This is a genomic window from Bacillus sp. ISL-45 (assembly GCF_018613195.1).
In the GTDB taxonomy this organism is placed as follows: domain Bacteria; phylum Bacillota; class Bacilli; order Bacillales; family Cytobacillaceae; genus Mesobacillus.
The window spans coordinates 357,147-373,220 of record NZ_JAGGQQ010000005.1; the positions used below are offsets into that span (position 1 = coordinate 357,147).

The 16,074-nt window shown below is 43.7% G+C and carries 21 protein-coding genes; 17 read left to right on the plus strand and 4 right to left on the minus strand.

The genetic code is table 11. The annotated features are described in order from the left end of the window. The first annotated feature begins 9 nt into the window (after nucleotides 1-9). The 4 genes from J7E35_RS07245 (at nucleotide 10) to efp (ending at nucleotide 2,695) form a co-directional block, all read left to right on the plus strand. A complete protein-coding gene (locus J7E35_RS07245) occupies nucleotides 10-525 on the plus strand; it encodes a YqhR family membrane protein (protein ID WP_214778385.1) in 516 nt (171 codons plus the stop codon). A 78-nt stretch (nucleotides 526-603) separates the two neighbouring features. Continuing rightward, nucleotides 604-1,050: a type II 3-dehydroquinate dehydratase gene (gene aroQ, locus J7E35_RS07250; RefSeq protein ID WP_214778387.1), complete on the plus strand. Its 447-nt coding sequence runs from the start codon at nucleotides 604-606 to the stop codon at nucleotides 1,048-1,050. Nucleotides 1,051-1,054: 4 nt separating this feature from the next. Then, nucleotides 1,055-2,116, plus strand: coding sequence for a M24 family metallopeptidase (locus J7E35_RS07255; RefSeq protein WP_214778389.1), 1,062 nt, complete (start codon nucleotides 1,055-1,057; stop codon nucleotides 2,114-2,116). 21 nt (nucleotides 2,117-2,137) lie between these two features. Further along, complete coding sequence (gene efp, locus J7E35_RS07260; protein ID WP_214778391.1) at nucleotides 2,138-2,695, plus strand: elongation factor P; 558 nt, start codon at nucleotides 2,138-2,140, stop codon at nucleotides 2,693-2,695. A 296-nt stretch (nucleotides 2,696-2,991) separates the two neighbouring features. Here efp and J7E35_RS07265 read toward each other — a convergent pair whose 3' ends face one another. The 3 genes from J7E35_RS07265 to J7E35_RS07275 form a co-directional block, all read right to left on the minus strand. Next, nucleotides 2,992-3,357, minus strand: coding sequence for a rhodanese-like domain-containing protein (locus J7E35_RS07265; protein ID WP_214778393.1), 366 nt, complete (start codon nucleotides 3,355-3,357; stop codon nucleotides 2,992-2,994). A 160-nt stretch (nucleotides 3,358-3,517) separates the two neighbouring features. Then, nucleotides 3,518-4,186, minus strand: coding sequence for an SIMPL domain-containing protein (locus tag J7E35_RS07270; protein WP_214778395.1), 669 nt, complete (start codon nucleotides 4,184-4,186; stop codon nucleotides 3,518-3,520). A gap of 115 nt (nucleotides 4,187-4,301) precedes the next feature. Further along, nucleotides 4,302-4,454 carry a hypothetical protein gene (locus J7E35_RS07275; RefSeq protein WP_214778397.1) on the minus strand — a complete coding sequence of 51 codons (153 nt, stop codon included), beginning with the start codon at nucleotides 4,452-4,454 and terminating at the stop codon, nucleotides 4,302-4,304. A 211-nt stretch (nucleotides 4,455-4,665) separates the two neighbouring features. Here J7E35_RS07275 and spoIIIAA point away from each other — a divergent pair, with 211 nt between their 5' ends. The 8 genes from spoIIIAA to J7E35_RS07315 all read left to right on the plus strand — a co-directional run bounded on the left by spoIIIAA (nucleotide 4,666) and on the right by J7E35_RS07315 (nucleotide 10,034). Further along, nucleotides 4,666-5,589, plus strand: a complete 924-nt coding sequence (spoIIIAA, locus tag J7E35_RS07280) for a stage III sporulation protein AA (protein ID WP_214778399.1) — start codon at nucleotides 4,666-4,668, stop codon at nucleotides 5,587-5,589. Next, nucleotides 5,590-6,105 carry a stage III sporulation protein SpoIIIAB gene (gene spoIIIAB / locus J7E35_RS07285; protein WP_214778401.1) on the plus strand — a complete coding sequence of 172 codons (516 nt, stop codon included), beginning with the start codon at nucleotides 5,590-5,592 and terminating at the stop codon, nucleotides 6,103-6,105. 19 nt (nucleotides 6,106-6,124) lie between these two features. After that, complete coding sequence (gene spoIIIAC / locus J7E35_RS07290) at nucleotides 6,125-6,331, plus strand: stage III sporulation protein AC (protein WP_009794945.1); 207 nt, start codon at nucleotides 6,125-6,127, stop codon at nucleotides 6,329-6,331. Between the two features lie 14 nt (nucleotides 6,332-6,345). Beyond that, nucleotides 6,346-6,735, plus strand: a complete 390-nt coding sequence (gene spoIIIAD / locus J7E35_RS07295) for a stage III sporulation protein AD (RefSeq protein ID WP_173401223.1) — start codon at nucleotides 6,346-6,348, stop codon at nucleotides 6,733-6,735. Nucleotides 6,736-6,995: 260 nt separating this feature from the next. Continuing rightward, on the plus strand, nucleotides 6,996-8,195 hold the full coding sequence (gene spoIIIAE, locus J7E35_RS07300) for a stage III sporulation protein AE (RefSeq protein ID WP_214778403.1): 1,200 nt from the start codon (nucleotides 6,996-6,998) through the stop codon (nucleotides 8,193-8,195). Between the two features lie 11 nt (nucleotides 8,196-8,206). Beyond that, nucleotides 8,207-8,836, plus strand: a complete 630-nt coding sequence (gene spoIIIAF, locus J7E35_RS07305; RefSeq protein WP_214778405.1) for a stage III sporulation protein AF — start codon at nucleotides 8,207-8,209, stop codon at nucleotides 8,834-8,836. Further along, nucleotides 8,826-9,485, plus strand: a complete 660-nt coding sequence (gene spoIIIAG, locus J7E35_RS07310; protein WP_214778407.1) for a stage III sporulation protein AG — start codon at nucleotides 8,826-8,828, stop codon at nucleotides 9,483-9,485. Before spoIIIAF ends, spoIIIAG begins: the two co-directional genes overlap by 11 nt. Nucleotides 9,486-9,488: 3 nt before the next feature. Beyond that, nucleotides 9,489-10,034 (plus strand): SpoIIIAH-like family protein, encoded by a 546-nt coding sequence (locus tag J7E35_RS07315; protein ID WP_214778409.1) that lies wholly within the window; start codon nucleotides 9,489-9,491, stop codon nucleotides 10,032-10,034. A 36-nt stretch (nucleotides 10,035-10,070) separates the two neighbouring features. On the opposite strand, the gene J7E35_RS07320 is transcribed toward J7E35_RS07315, so the two are convergent. Beyond that, the gene (locus tag J7E35_RS07320) at nucleotides 10,071-11,570 is read right to left on the minus strand and encodes a methyl-accepting chemotaxis protein (protein ID WP_483297652.1); all 1,500 of its coding nucleotides are present in this window, start codon (nucleotides 11,568-11,570) and stop codon (nucleotides 10,071-10,073) included. Between the two features lie 189 nt (nucleotides 11,571-11,759). On the opposite strand from J7E35_RS07320, the gene accB reads away from it, so the two are divergent. The 5 genes from accB (at nucleotide 11,760) to folD (ending at nucleotide 16,022) form a co-directional block, all read left to right on the plus strand. Next, entirely contained in the window at nucleotides 11,760-12,272 is a 513-nt protein-coding gene (accB, locus tag J7E35_RS07325) for an acetyl-CoA carboxylase biotin carboxyl carrier protein (RefSeq protein WP_214778413.1), read from the plus strand. 12 nt (nucleotides 12,273-12,284) lie between these two features. Then, the gene (gene accC / locus J7E35_RS07330; RefSeq protein WP_214778415.1) at nucleotides 12,285-13,640 is read left to right on the plus strand and encodes an acetyl-CoA carboxylase biotin carboxylase subunit; all 1,356 of its coding nucleotides are present in this window, start codon (nucleotides 12,285-12,287) and stop codon (nucleotides 13,638-13,640) included. Between the two features lie 15 nt (nucleotides 13,641-13,655). After that, nucleotides 13,656-14,066: an Asp23/Gls24 family envelope stress response protein gene (locus tag J7E35_RS07335; protein WP_192470733.1), complete on the plus strand. Its 411-nt coding sequence runs from the start codon at nucleotides 13,656-13,658 to the stop codon at nucleotides 14,064-14,066. 637 nt (nucleotides 14,067-14,703) lie between these two features. Further along, a complete protein-coding gene (nusB, locus tag J7E35_RS07340) occupies nucleotides 14,704-15,096 on the plus strand; it encodes a transcription antitermination factor NusB (RefSeq protein ID WP_214778417.1) in 393 nt (130 codons plus the stop codon). Nucleotides 15,097-15,149: 53 nt separating this feature from the next. Further along, nucleotides 15,150-16,022: a bifunctional methylenetetrahydrofolate dehydrogenase/methenyltetrahydrofolate cyclohydrolase FolD gene (gene folD, locus J7E35_RS07345; protein ID WP_214778419.1), complete on the plus strand. Its 873-nt coding sequence runs from the start codon at nucleotides 15,150-15,152 to the stop codon at nucleotides 16,020-16,022. The last annotated feature ends 52 nt before the right edge of the window (nucleotides 16,023-16,074 follow it).

A 16,074-nucleotide genomic window follows, 5' to 3' on the forward strand; every position in this document is an offset into this window, starting at 1 on the left:
GTGCAACTAATGGCAGAAAATCATGAAAACCTTGAACAAAATCAAAGGGAAAAACCAATGTCTTTCATCACGATGAGCATAATCACCGGGTTATTTGGAGGGATTTTTTGGAGTTCGCTTGCCTATTTAGCTTATATTTTCAACTTTACAGAAATCCGTCCAAATGTCATCCTTGAGCCATGGGCTTTGGGAGATTGGAAGGAGCAATGGCTGGGTACAGTAATATCCATTATTGCGATTGGTCTTTTTTCAACTGGCGCAGCACTTGTATACTATGCAGCAATGAGAAAGCTAAAATCCATTTGGGCTGGTGCAGCATTTGGCCTGGTGCTGTTCTTCCTTGTTTTTTATGTTCTCAATCCGCTGTTTCCTGGAATTAAACCATTCTGGGACCTGTCAAGGAATACGTTAATTACATCGATTTGCTTTTATGTTCTGTATGGTGTGTTTGTTGGTTATTCAATATCATATGAGGAAAATGAAAATCGCAACAGTGAGAAAAATCAGGAGGAAGTTACCTCTTAAGGCTCTCAAGGTAGTTTTAAGGAAATCAATTATGATAGAATGTTCTTATTGAACATTCTTTTTTTACGGGAGCCTGCCATGAAAAAAATACTTATGCTCAACGGTCCAAATTTGAATCGTTTGGGAAAAAGAGAACCAGGGATATACGGTGCCAGAACTTTGAAGGATCTGGAAGAACGGATGATCCAGCTGGGAGCAAAAAGCCAGGTTGAGGTTATTTGCTTTCAATCGAATCATGAAGGAGAACTGATTGACAAACTCCATGAGGCAGAAGACACTGATATAGATGGCATTATTTTTAACCCCGGGGCTTTCACGCATTATAGTTATGGTATCAGGGATGCGATTGCAGGAATTGATTGTCCCGTTATCGAAGTACATATTTCAAATGTTTATCAAAGAGAGGAATTCAGGCACAAGTCGGTGATTGCTCCAGTATCTGCTGGGCAGATTGCCGGTCTAGGCTTTCTTGGCTATGAATTGGCGCTTGAAGCATTCAAAAGAGGTGCAAAAGGGGAGGAATAGGTTTATGGAGAAAATTCAAAAATTACGTGAGAGCTTTCAAAGACTCGGAATCGATGGAATGCTGGTCACCAGTGATTACAACCGCAGATATATGACTGGGTTCACTGGTTCTGCAGGCATGGTGCTGATCAGTGCCGAAAAAGCATTATTCATTACGGACTTCAGGTACACTGAGCAGGCTGCGAAACAATGTGAAGGCTATGAAGTTGTCCTGCATAAAGGGCTGATTCAGGACGAGGTTGCAGAGCAGGCTAAAAATTTGGGGATCAAAAAGCTTGGATTTGAAGAAAATCATGTTACATATTCTGCTTATAAAACCTTTGATAAAGGCGTGGAAGCAGAATTAGTGCCTGTATCAGGCGAAATTGAAAAGTTACGCTTGATTAAGACTGATTCAGAGATTAAGATATTAAAGGAAGCAGCAGCCATCGCAGATGCTGCGTTTACACATATACTTGAGTTTATCCGTCCGGGCAGGACAGAGCTGGAAGTATCCAATGAACTGGAATTCTTTATGAGAAAACAGGGAGCAACATCCTCTTCATTCGATATTATTGTAGCTTCAGGCTATCGTTCAGCACTTCCGCACGGAGTAGCAAGTGACAAGGTGATCGAAACAGGAGATTTCGTAACCCTTGATTATGGTGCCTATTATAATGGGTATGTATCGGATATTACCCGCACATTAGCCGTAGGCAGCCCTTCAGACAAGCTTAGGGAAATCTATGATATCGTCTTAGAAGCCCAGCTTCGCGGAATGGCAGGCATTAAGCCGGGCATGACAGGCAGGGAAGCTGATGCTCTTACCCGGAACTTTATTACTGAAAAAGGGTACGGAGAGTATTTTGGCCACTCTACAGGCCATGGAATCGGACTCGAAGTACACGAAGGACCAGGTCTGTCTTTCCGTTCCGATACCGTTCTTGAAACTGGTATGGTTGTGACTGTTGAGCCAGGGATCTACATAGCTGGACTTGGCGGTGTAAGAATAGAGGACGATACTGTTATAACAAATGACCATAATGAGTCACTGACACATTCTACTAAGGAACTCATCATATTATAGGACACATTAGGAGGACAAATAATGATTTCAGTTAATGATTTCCGTACAGGTTTGACAATTGAAGTGGACAATGGCATCTGGCGTGTACTTGATTTCCAACACGTTAAGCCAGGAAAAGGAGCTGCGTTTGTTCGCTCAAAGCTTCGCAACCTTCGTACTGGAGCGATTCAGGAAAAAACGTTCCGCGCCGGTGAGAAAGTAGCAAAAGCCCAAATCGAGAACCGAAAAATGCAATACCTATATGCAAGCGGCGACCAACACGTATTCATGGACAATGAGTCTTACGAGCAAATAGAATTGCCAGGCACTTCTATTGAATATGAGTTGAAATTCCTTAAGGAAAACATGGAAGTATACATCATGCAATTCGGCCATGAAACTCTTGGTGTCGAGCTTCCAAACACTGTTGAATTGGAAGTAACAGAAACAGAACCTGGCATTAAAGGTGACACTTCTTCTGGCGGTACTAAGTCTGCGACATTGGAAACTGGTCTTACAGTTCAGGTTCCTTTCTTCATAAACCAGGGTGACAGACTTGTTATCAACACAACAGATGCATCTTATGTATCACGTGCTTAATAAAAAAAACCTGCTGAAAAGCAGGTTTTTTTTATGTTTTCGTAAAGATTGTTGTTAAAATCCTAAAGCCGATTTTAACGTGATAAAAGTCATTTTGTAACTCGGTGCTTAGTTTGCAAGCTCTTTTCTAATAATAAGCATTAATTTTGTGAAGAAACTTAGGTAATTCAATCCTATTTTGTAATAAATAGCAACAAAGTTTGAGAAAAGAGCCTTATGCAAAAAGCATCACGTTTCTCACGAGATGCTTAAATTATGCAACACTTGTTGGAAAAGACAATGTGCCTGCGCTTTTCTTATTGCTCTATCTCATATTTCCACTCATTCATTCCGCCGGTCATATTGTAAATATTCTTGAATCCATTTTCCACGAGGATTCCGCTTGCCTGAGTGGAGCGGTTGCCGCTGCGGCAGACCACCAAATATTTTTGGTCTTGATCAAGCTCGGAAAGCATGCTCTCTATGACCTGCAGGGGAACTAACTTGGCTCCGGGAATATGTCCTGCTGCGAACTCATCAGGAGTACGTACATCCAAAACCTGAACTTCTCCACTATCTATCAATTCTTTTGCTTCATCGACTGAAACATCAGTATAAGAACCGCCTCCAGAACAGCCGGTAATCAACAATATAAACATAAATGCCGAAAATATTTTCTTCATGATGATCTCTCCTTAAAATACGTATATAGGTATTTTAACTTAAAAGTATTCAAGTGGATATAGACAAATTGTGTCAGGAGAAGCTTACATAATCGGTACACTACCACTCTTTTTCTTTATATCAGAAAAAAGCCAGGCTATCAGCCTGCCTTTTGAAAATTTAGGAGCTTATATATGTTCCTGTGACAGTCGCCTTGATTTCCAGTTTCCCCGGTTCTATCGGAGTCCCGCTCCCGCTGCTTGTATCTAAAGACGCAACCAGGAATGGGCCGGGCGAACCTTTCTGGGTTTCTTCGGTAATCGTTAGGGGCGAAATGGAGGTTTGGAGGCCTAAAGTCCGGGCTACTGTTTGAGCTTTGTTGTATGAATCGACCACTGCCATTGAAAGTGCCCTATTGTACAACTCCTGAGGCTCTGCAACTGAAAATTGTATGTTCATGATTTCGTTTGCACCATTTTCAACAGCGGTGTCGATGATCAATCCTGCCTGGGCAATATTCCTGATCGTGATATTGTACAGGTGTGTAACACGATATCCCTGGAATAACTGCTTGCCGTCTTCATAGGTATAAATTGGATCAATCCGGAAATCTGCCGTTTTAATATCGTCCTTTGCAATCCCAAGGTTACGTAAGGCTGCTAACATGGCATTAGATTTTTCCGCATTTTCAGCCTGTGCCCTCTGCAGGTTCTGATTTTCGGTGCGCACGCCAACCGTTGCTGTCGCCTGGTTTGGCGCAGCGAACACAGAACCTTCTCCACTAACGGTAATTTTCTTTCCATTCCCGATACCATTGTCACGGTAGCCTGTATACAATCCATTAACCATCCATTATCCCTCCACACTGCTTTTTCTATTACCTATAATTATGTTGGTCTTGAAGAACAAATAACGGTCATAGGAAAAAGCAAAGAATGGACTAAAGGATAAAGGATAAAAGATTTTACTCGCCAGCTCCTGGTGCTTTGTCAGTGTTATTCTTATTGTTGTACTTTGTATCATTAGTCGGCGATTCCTTAGGACTTCTTCCTCCTCCTAGATAAGAAGCCCGGTCGGCTCTCTGTACTTTCTGGAACTTCTGGTGATCCTCATTCATCTTTATCAACTCCTTTCAATACTATTCTTTTCGATTAAAAGCGATATTATTTCCTCTCGGTCGATACAGTTCCTAACATTCGAAATCCTAGAATCATCCTTAAGCAAACACAAAATTAAAATCCACCTCTCAGCCATTCGCGAATCTGCCGGTCATAAAGTGTCCAAGCAGGCATACATATTAAGTAAGCGTATTGTCAGGAGGATTAATGATGGAGGATATCTTATCTTTTTTGCCGAAACGAATTGCCGAATTGCTGGATGCAGTGCCTCCTAATGATCAAGATGGGATGGAAGAAGTGCGGATACGGATTAACAGGCCGCTTGAAATAACGGTAAGAGGGAAGCCTCAATTCCTGTCGTATATCATTCCGCCTGAGGATGCTGTCCAGCTATTGAACAAGCTTGGGCATTTTTCAATGTATACGTTGGAGGAAGAATTAAAGCGTGGCTATATCACCATTGCCGGAGGCCATCGAGTTGGACTTGCAGGAAAGGTGATCCTGGAAAACGGCTTTGTAAAAGCGATCAGGGACATATCTTCCTTTAATTTCCGGATTGCAAGGGAAAAAATCGGGATTGCCGAACCGTTGCTTCCATATATTTACGAGAATGGCTGGAAACATACGATCATCATTGGTCCGCCACAGACTGGAAAAACCACTTTGCTCAGGGATATAGCAAGGATGATATCCAGCGGGGTTCCTGAAAAAAAACTCCCCCCTCTTAAAGCAGGCATTGTGGATGAGAGGTCAGAAATAGCAGGATGCGTGAAGGGGGTCCCACAGCTTACATTTGGACCTAGAGTAGATATCCTGGATTCTTGCCCGAAGGCCGAGGGGATGATGATGATGATCCGCTCGATGAGCCCGGATGTCCTGGTTGTAGATGAAATAGGCCGAAAAGAAGACGGGGAAGCGATTCTTGAAGCAGTTAACGCAGGCATTAAATTAATCATGACTACACATGGAGATTCGCTGGAAGATATTCAAAAAAGGCCAACTTTGAAACCAATTTTGGAGATGGGGATTTTTGATAGATTTGTGGAGCTTGGAAGAAGTTCTGGCCCTGGAACCATCACCTCAATAAGGGAAGCAAATGGCAAAGAAGTTCGCCAAAAAGTGAGAGTGACATAAATGATCAAAATAATCGGTGCTATATTGATTATTCTGGCCACGACTTGGACAGGTTTCGAAGCCTCAAGACATCTTAGTGAGCGGCCGAGGCAGCTTCGGCTCCTGAAGTCTGCCCTGCAATCATTGGAGGCTGAAATCATGTACGGCCACACACCGCTCCATGATGCCTCAAGAAAGCTCGCTGCCCAGATGTCCAAGCCTTTATCCTGGTTTTTCGAGGCTTTTTCCAAAAAGTTGACAGAGTCTGATACAACCGTAAAAGCCGCGTGGGAAGACAGCCTCAAAGAGGTCTGGAAGATGACCGCCTTCAAACAGGGAGAGTTCGAGATCATGAAACAATTTGGTGAGACGCTCGGCAGGCATGACCGTCATTCCCAGCAAAAACAGATCCTGCTGACAATCTCCCATCTGGAAAGAGAAGAAGCAGATGCCTGCGAAAAACAAATGAAATACGAAAAAATGATGAAAAGTATCGGCTTTTTATCAGGCTTATTATTAATCATCTTACTGATGTAGCGTTTAGGAGGAGGACAAGATGGGTCTTGAAGTGGATATTATTTTTAAAATCGCAGGGGTAGGCATCGTCGTTGCATTTCTACACACCATTCTCGATCAGGTGGGAAAGAAGGAATATGCACAGTGGGTAACCTTATTTGGGTTCATATACATCCTTTTCATGGTGGCCTCCATTGTCGACGACCTCTTTCAAAAAATTAAATCAGTATTCCTATTTCAAGGGTAGGGGAGGGCTTTGCCATTGAGATCCTTCAAATAACAGGGGTAGCACTGATCGCCACTTTCCTGGCCCTTATTGTCAAGGAACAAAAGCCGAACTTTGCTTTCTTGCTGATCGTGTTCACAGGTTCAGCCATCTTCTTATTTTTGGTTGACCAAATTTATCAGATCATTTCAATGATCCAGAAGCTGGCAGCTAATGCCAAGGTAAATCTCGTCTATGTAGAAACGATACTGAAAATCATCGGAATCGCCTATATTGCTGAATTCGCAGCCCAAATCACAAAAGATGCAGGTCAGGGGGCTATTGCTTCAAAAATTGAATTAGGCGGGAAAATTCTTATTCTCGCCATGGCCATTCCGATTCTCACTGTCATGATCGAAACAATCATTCGCTTGATTCCGGGCTGATCGCGGCCTTTTACTTAAAGCAAGAGTCAAACTAAATATTTGAGAATTGTCCAGCTCCAGCGCCTGGCCCCTCGGGTCATAAGCCGGCGTGTAAGTACATTCTGTGAAGCTATTTGCTCCCACGGCTTACGCCGCGTCGCAAGGCTGCAGGGAAGGATACGGGGCAGCTGCCTGGCTGGGAACTGCCTCCTTGCCGCACGTCTTATGCCTGCCGGGGCTGATCGAGGCGCCTACGCTTTTCTTGGAAGAGGTGACTATAGTTGAAGCAGCGTTTGCAGTTCATACTTGGCATTTTATTAATCCAGTTATTTTTTTTCATACCGGTTGTACAAGCTGTTGGTGACGAAGAGAAAACTAACACAATGATCAATCCGGATCAAATCGCCGCAGCCCAGCTTGAGGACTTGAATATCGATGAACTCAAAGGTTTCTGGGAGGATATTATCAATAAATATGATGGCTATTTACCCGAAAGCCAGAAAGGCAGTTTATATGATTTCATCAGCGGGGAAAAAAAGTTTTCATTGAAGGAATGGTTTAAAGGGATTCTGAATTTTGCTTTCCACGAGTTTATCGTCAATGGGAAATTACTGGGTTCCTTGATTTTGCTAACCGTTTTTAGCATGTTTCTTCAGGCCCTGCAAAATTCTTTTGAAAAAAGCACCATCAGCAAGGTAGCCTATTCCATTGTGTTCATGGTTCTCGTTATTATTGCGCTCAATAGCTTTCATGTAGTCGTTGATTACACAAATGATGCAATTGGAACAATGATTCAATTCATTCTTGCCTTGATTCCGCTGCTCCTTGCACTGATGGCAACATCCGGCGGCCTGATATCGGCAGCTTTTTTCCATCCTGTCATCATCTTCATGATGAACACTAGCGGAATGTTCATTCAATATGTCGTGCTTCCGCTCTTATTCCTTTCCACACTTCTGAGTATTGTCAGCATATTGTCAGAGCATTACAAGGTCACGCAGCTGGCCAGCATGCTCCGTAACTGGAGCGTCGGCCTGCTTGGGATTTTGCTGACCGTATTCCTTGGTGTCATTTCGGTTCAGGGGGCATCCTCAGCTGTGACGGATGGAGTTACCGTCAAGACGGCTAAATTCATCACTGGCAACTTTGTCCCGGTAATCGGCCGGGTATTCACCGATGCGACGGACACGGTCATAAGCGCCTCCATGCTGCTTAAGAACACGGTCGGTATTGCAGGGGTCGCTATTCTGCTGATCATCGCAGCCTTTCCGGCAGTAAAAATCCTGATGGTTGCATTTATCTATAAATTTGCCGCAGCGATTCTCCAGCCGCTTGGTGGGGGACCGGTCATAAATTGTCTCGATATCATCAGCAAAAGTATTATCTATGTTTTTGCTGCGCTTGGGATTGTTTCCTTGATGTTTTTCCTGACAATCACGGTCATTATTGCCGCTGGAAATCTAACGATGATGGTGAGGTGAGGGGGGAAGAAATGGATTTTCTAAAAGAATGGATAACCAATATTATTATCTTCATACTCCTGGCTACTGTCCTTGATATGCTCCTGCCTAATTCGAACTTCCAGAAATATACGAAGATCGTCACAGGTTTAATTTTGATCGCCATCATCTTGTCTCCCGTCATGAAACTATTTACTTCGGATTTTGAAACAGCGATCGCATCAATGGGCCAATTCAATAGTTTTGAGGACGAAAAGATAAAAAATTCAATAGAATTTCAGAAAAAAGAAATACAAGCATCCCAGCATGCATATATTTTAGAAACAATGGCTGTCCAACTGAAAACAGCCGCAGAGGAGGAGTTGATGGAGCAGCAAGGAATGGAGATCGCTAATATCGAGCTTGGAGTAAATGATCAGGATCAGCGGCCTTTCCCTGAAAACCTGGAGTATGTCATCGTGCATCTGAAAAAAGCCGAAGATGAGGGAGAGACTGTGGCAGTAGTAAGAGAAGTAGAAATTGATACGAACGCACCCCTTCCATCAAAACAAACCTCTCAGAATACAGATCAAATATCTTCTCTTCTGTCAGAGAAATGGAATGTTCCTGAAAAGTCAATTCAAATCATGATAGAAGGGGGGAGTGACGAGCATGGACAATGAGAAGGGTCCGCTTAGCTGGCTTAAGAAACAAATAAGCAGCAAAGACGGGCCGCCAGAGAAGAAATCTGGCAAATACCAATACTTAATGATTGTCGTCCTGTTCGGGGCAGCGATCATGCTCATAGGCAATATCCTAGGAGACCAAAATCCTGATATGGCGGTTACAGCCACTAAGGAGGCAGAGACTCAAGAGGATGCTGCCGTGTTCGGGCAAAAGAAAACAGCAGGGAATGACGTCATTTCCGAATATGAAGAGGCTTATGAAGAACAATTGACCGAGATGCTGGAAGGCATCAATGGCGTCGGCGATGTCACCGTTTTTGTAAACGTGGATGCTACTGATAAGAAGGTTCTTGAGAAGAACACGGTCATCCAGTCACAAACAACGGATGAAACCGATCGTGAAGGCGGCAAACGCAAGGTCCAGGATGCTTCACAGGATGAGCAGCTGGTCATCATCCGTAACGGTGAAAAAGAGGTTCCTATCGTTCTTGAGACAAAGAAGCCAGAAATCAGGGGTGTCCTCGTGGTAGCAAAGGGAGCCGAAAATATACAAGTGAAAAAATGGATTATCGAGGCCGTCACCAGGGCTTTGGATGTACCAAACCATCGGGTGGCAGTCATGCCTAAAAAATCTAAGGGGGAATAATGGATGTTATTGAAAAAGCAAACAGTGTGGTTGTTAACGATGTTAAGTCTTGTAGTGGTACTATCGGTTTACTATATCACTTCACCTGAACAGCAAAAGGCTGATCTGGCAGGTGTCGAAGAGCAGAAGGCTGATGGAAAAGAGACGGCAGCAACTGAATCCACAGATGGCAAGACAGTTATCTCCGGCATTGCAAGCGATGAAAAGTTCGAGGCACTTCGCATGAAGCTGGAAGAACAGCGCACTAAAATGAAGGAAGACCTTCAGGCGATTGTAGCATCTACAGACCTGCCTGCTCAAGACCGCAGCGATGCAATTGAAAAGATGAACGAGCTTGATGAAGTAACTCAAAAGGAATTCACTCTTGAAACATTGATCAAGTCAATGGGCTATGAAGACGCCCTTGTCCGTGCGGACGGAGAGAACGTCAGAATCACAGTAAAAGCTAAGGAACATTCAGCATCAGCCGCAAACGAAATCATCCAGATGGTCCGTACAGAACTTGGCTCACTGCAGCATGTAGCAGTACAATTTGAGCCTGTAAAATAAGAGGGAAGTACAAAAGGGAAGGCGGTGGCCTTCCCTTTATTTTTGCTGAAGTGTGATTAAGTTATTTAAAGATTGATGCGCTTCCTCAACAGATTTAAACAATTGCTCATGATGTTCACTCTGCGAAATTGCCGCTGATGATATTTCCTCCAATGCAGCGCGCGCCTGCTGGATGACGGAGCTGAAGCCGGTAATGGAACTTTCGATTGCCATTGACGATTCCAGGATCGTCCTTGTTAATGCATCCTGCTCTGATATGTCACTCTTTAAAACTTTGAAAGTATGGTGGATCGTTTCGAATGCTTCCATTGTTTCTGATGCTAATTCGAGGTTTTCTGTAAGTTTTTCAGCTGTCAGGTTGACTCCTTCTTTTGTTTTGGAAGTGTCACTCATAACGCTGGTTAAGTTTTCGGCAATCTGTGTCGCTGTATGACTGGTGATGTCAGCAAGCTTTCTTACTTCTTCCGCAACGACGGCGAACCCCTTGCCGCTGTCTCCGGCACGTGCTGCCTCGATGGATGCGTTCAATGCCAGCAAATTGGTCTGGGAAGCAATTCCCTGGATATCTGATGCAAACCTGGCTGTTTCTTTGATCAGCGCGGAAAGAGATAAGATATGTGAATTGACATTCTGCATATTTTCATAGGAAGCTGTCAATTCTGATATTAGACTGGACATCAGCTCATCGCCTTTATCTGAGACGTTTTCGGCGGCCATTGCGTCCTGGTGCAGCTTTTCGACAAGGGACGATGTCCTGGTGATGACCTGATTTGTCTTTTCAAGAGATTGAGTAATGTCCACGACTGAATCTGACTGAATATTGATCCCTGCAGCTATCTCTGCCACAGACTGGGTCATTTCCTTCGAAGATTGATAATTTTCCTTACTCTTGAATTTCACCTCATCAATCAGCTTTGCAATGTTCCTTGTATTACTTTCAATGACTTTCCTTGTCTCTAAATCCTTGATTAAGAGATCATCTGTTTCCTGCTTTGCTGACTCAATTGTCTGAGCCAGTTTTTTGGCAATAGAAAACTGGAAACCAAGCATGACTGTGACCAGCATGTACAATAGATAGATCGTTACATAGTTTTTAGTTTCCAGTGGCAGTACATCATGATGCAGCCATGTGAACAGTGAAATAAGCATGAATCCAAGGACGGATGCCATGTATAGCAGTTTCCTGTCCATGTAGATTGCTGCAGCAGCAAGGATAAAATAAAGAAGGGTATAGGCAGTTGGCGAAACGCTAGTTTCCATAATCAAGAGCAGAACGGCAGATACAATGATAACGGAAAGGTAAGGAATGAAAGTTGTTAACCTTTTGGTATAGTGGAGCAATGCGACAGCTGCAACGCCTGCACCCCCGCCGACGATGATTGAAAGGATTACGGCAAGTTCCTTTTGCATGGCAATATCAACTACTGCTGCTAAAATGACAGATACAAGAGTGGCTTTGACGATCAGGGAATTTTTCCTTTCCAAATCCTCTTTTTTAATGTCTTCAATATTTTTCATGTAATGTATTCTCCTCATATTCAAGCTAATGTAATATTCGCTAGAAATTTTAGGATTCCTTTCGTATGAATTCACTTTTTTTTCAGAAAATATTAAAATGGAGAAGGAAGACAAGAAACATTGTTACATGTTGAAGTTTTACATGGTATTATCGTATAGTATTAGTATCTAGTCTTAATAATTGAAATGGACAAGGGGTGCCCAAAGATGTTAAAAGTACAAGAAATCAGAGAGTTAATCAAACTAGTAGATCAATCAAGCATTGACGAATTTTCATATGAATATGAAGGATCAAAAATCAAAATGAAGAAGCATGGAGGAGTTAAATCTGTAGTTGAGCACGTGCAGCCGGCAGCATCGGCTCCAACACAAGCTCCACAGACTGCACCAGTTGTACAGGAAGCTCCAAGAACCGAGCCAAAGGCAGAGGCAGCAGCGATCCAGGAAGTGAAGCAGGAGGAAGTACAGGACACATCCAACTTACATAAAATCGTCTCTCCGATGGTCGGGACCTTCTATCAATCTTCTTCGCCTGAAGCAGATGCATATGTCAAGACAGGCTCGAAGGTAAGCAAAGATTCGATTGTATGTATCGTAGAAGCAATGAAGCTCTTCAACGAAATCGAAGCGGAAGTCAACGGGGAAATCGTTGAAGTACTTGTTAAAGATGGACAGCTTGTAGAATACGGCCAGCCTTTATTCCTGGTTAAGCCCGAATAAGGAGCGATATTGATGATAAAAAAATTACTGATAGCCAACAGAGGAGAAATAGCAGTCCGGGTCATCCGTGCCTGCAGGGAAATGGGTGTTGAATCCGTTGCTGTTTATTCAGAAGCTGACAAGGAATCACTGCATGTTCAGCTTGCTGATGAGGCATATTGCATCGGACCAAAGGCTTCAAAGGACAGCTATTTGAATTTCACCAACATTATCAGCGTGGCCAAGCTGACCGGATGTGACGCCATCCATCCAGGTTACGGCTTCCTCGCCGAAAATGCCGATTTTGCTGAGCTTTGCAGGGAGTGCAATATCACGTTTGTCGGTCCATCCCCTGAAGCCATCCAGAAGATGGGGACGAAGGATGTTGCCAGGGAAACGATGAAGCAGGCCAATGTACCGATTGTACCGGGTTCACAGGGAATCGTTGAAAGCACGGAAGATGCTGTCAGTCTGGCGAATGACATCGGTTACCCTGTCATCATCAAGGCAACGGCTGGCGGAGGCGGTAAAGGAATCCGAGTGGCCAGGACCGAGCAGGAGCTGGTCAAAGGAATCAACATCACGCAGCAGGAAGCGATGACAGCGTTCGGCAACCCGGGCGTTTATATTGAAAAATATATTGAAGATTTCCGCCATGTTGAAATTCAGGTGCTTGCTGACAGTTACGGCCACACCATCCACCTGGGGGAGCGTGATTGCTCGATCCAGAGGCGCCTGCAAAAGCTGCTTGAGGAAACACCTTCTCCAGCGCTTGACGGGGAAATCAGGGCTGAAATGGGCGAAGCTGCGGTAAAGGCTGCGAAGGCAGTTGATTATACCGGTGCCGGCACGGTAGAATTTATATATGACTACCGCAATCGCAAATTTTATTTCATGGAGATGAATACCCGCATCCAGGTTGAACATCCTGTAACTGAAATGGTTACCGGCGTTGATTTGATCAAGGAACAGATCAAGATTGCGTCCGGCGAAAGGCTTAGCCTTAAGCAAGAAGATGTCCAGTTCAACGGCTGGGCGATCGAATGCCGGATCAACGCAGAAAATCCAGCGAAAAATTTCATGCCATCGGCAGGCAAAATCAAAATGTATCTCCCTCCTGGCGGTTTTGGTGTTAGAATAGATTCAGCGGCATATCCTGGTTATACAATCCCGCCTTACTATGATTCAATGATCGCGAAGGTCATTACTTATGGAAGCAGCCGGGAAGAAGCGATTGACCGTATGAAGAGAGCGCTTGGTGAGTTTGTGGTTGAAGGAATCCACACCACCATCCCGTTCCACCTTAAGCTGCTGAACCATGAAAAATTCGTGGAAGGGCAGTTCAATACGAAATTCCTGGAAATGTATGATGTAATGTCAGAAGAATAATAGGAGGGTCTAGCCATGAGTGAACAGCAACATTTACTTGAAATGAGCCATGATGAGAATGGTCTGGGGAAAGTTGAAATCGCACCTGAAGTAATTGAAGTCATTGCCAGCATCGCTGCATCCGAAGTAGAAGGTGTCACGCAAATGCGCGGCAGCTTTGCAGCTGGAGTAGTCGAAAGACTTGGCAAGAAGAACCACGGCAAAGGTGTCAAAGTCGAGCTTGCAGAAGAAGGAATCAAGGTTGACGTGTATTGTGTCATGAAGTTTGGTGTATCGATTCCTGTGGTTGCGCAAAAAATCCAGGACAATATCCGCCAGGCATTATTGAACATGACAGCACTTGATGCAACAGAAGTCAATATCCACGTTGTCGGCGTCCAGTTTGAAAACCAAAAAGTAGAACCAGAAATCGAACAAGAAGTTTAACCATCAAACCAAAGGCATAAGTATGCATGCCTTTGGTTTTTTTTGTAGTTCAGGAATTGTTCGGACAGAACTTCGTGATGAAGAGGAAAAGTTGTCCGAAGTAGATCCAAGTTCGGACAAAACTTGGTGAGGAAGAGGAAAAGTTGTCCGAAGTAGATCCAAGTTCGGACAAAATCGCGTGTCGGGGAGGAAAAGTTGTCTTAAGTAGGCCCAAGTTCGGACAAAACTTGGTGAGGAAGAGGAAAAGTTGTCCGAAGTAGACTCAAGTTCGGACAAAACTTCGTGTGGAAGAGGAAAAGTTGTCCGAAGTAGACCCAAGTTCGGACAAAACTTGGTGAGGAAGAGGAAAAGTTGTCCGAAGTAGACCCAAGTTCGGTCAAAACTTCGTGTGGATGAGGATAAGCTGTCCGAAGTAGACCCAGGTTCGGACAAGATTTCGTGTCGAGGAGGAAAAGTTGTCCGAATCACTTGAAGAACCAACAATTACAAGATTTCTTAGCTTATAAGAGATATTTTCTTTTGTTTTGATTAACTTTTTTCTAAAAAGTGAAAAATAATAGGAAATCATGCGTAAATAGATATGATATGCTATTATTTTGTTAGAATCAGACAAGCCATAAAGGAGCTAAGGAATTCAATGAAAAGAAGAACAGCACGAGAAAAGGCATTACAAGCCTTATTCCAGATTGATATAAGCAAGGTGGAAGTTTCAGACGCGATTGAGCATGTGCTTGAAGAAGAAGCCGGAGACGAGTATCTGAACAAGCTTGTAAACGGCACTGTCCAGCACCAGCAGGAAATTGATGAGGAGATCAAGGTGTACCTGGAAAAGTGGTCCCTCGACCGACTAGCAGCTGTTGACCGGAATCTTCTTCGTCTGGCCGTTTACGAATTGAAGTATTGCAACGGAGAGGTACCGATGAATGTCGTTCTTGATGAAGCGATCGAAATTGCTAAATTATATGGGGATGACCAATCAAGCCGATTTATTAATGGTGTTCTGTCTAAAGTAAAGCAGAACATTTCCTAAACCATTGGAAGCAGGCAGGTTGGACCTTCCCTGATCAAATAGGGGGAGTAAGTATGGCTGCTATTATTATTGATGGAAAAGAAATTGCCAAAAAGAAAAAACTAGAAATCGCCGACCAGGTCCAGGAGCTGAAAAAACAGGGAGTAACTCCAGGCCTGGCAGTGATTCTTGTCGGTGATAACCAGGCATCGAGAACGTATGTCAACAGTAAGCAAAAAACGGCAAGAGAACTTGGTATGCATAATGTCCTGATTGAGTATCCTGTCTCCATTACTGAGCAAGAGCTACTGGCAAAAATAGACGAACTCAACAAGGATGAAGATATTCACGGGATTTTAGTGCAGCTTCCGCTTCCAAAGCATATTAGTGAAAAGAACCTGATTGAAGCTATTTCTCCTGAAAAAGACGTTGATGGCTTCCATCCAATCAATATCGGCAGGATGATGACTGGGCAGGATGCTTTTTTACCTTGCACGCCGTATGGTGTAATGGTCATGATGAAGGAGATAGAGATGGATCTTTCCGGCAAGCATGTGGTCGTGGTTGGCAGGAGCAATATTGTCGGAAAACCAGCAGGCCAGCTTTTCTTGAACGAAAATGCAACCGTTACATATTGTCACTCGAGGACAAAAGACTTAAAGGAACATACGAAACAGGCAGATGTAATCGTAGCCGCAGTCGGAAAAGCGGACTTGATCACAGCTGACCATATCAAGCCAGGCGCTGTGGTCATCGATGTTGGCATGAACCGCAATGACATGGGCAAGCTCTGCGGTGATGTAGCCTATGATGAAGTCAAAGAAAAAGCAGGGTATATTACTCCTGTGCCTGGCGGGGTTGGCCCAATGACCATCGCCATGTTGATGTACAACACTCTGAAGTCTGCAAAGAACCATATGAATAGACTTCAAAACTCAAATTTATAAGGCGTGATTCTGTCCATATCTGTTATAAGTTAGAAACTGAAAATCCACTTAT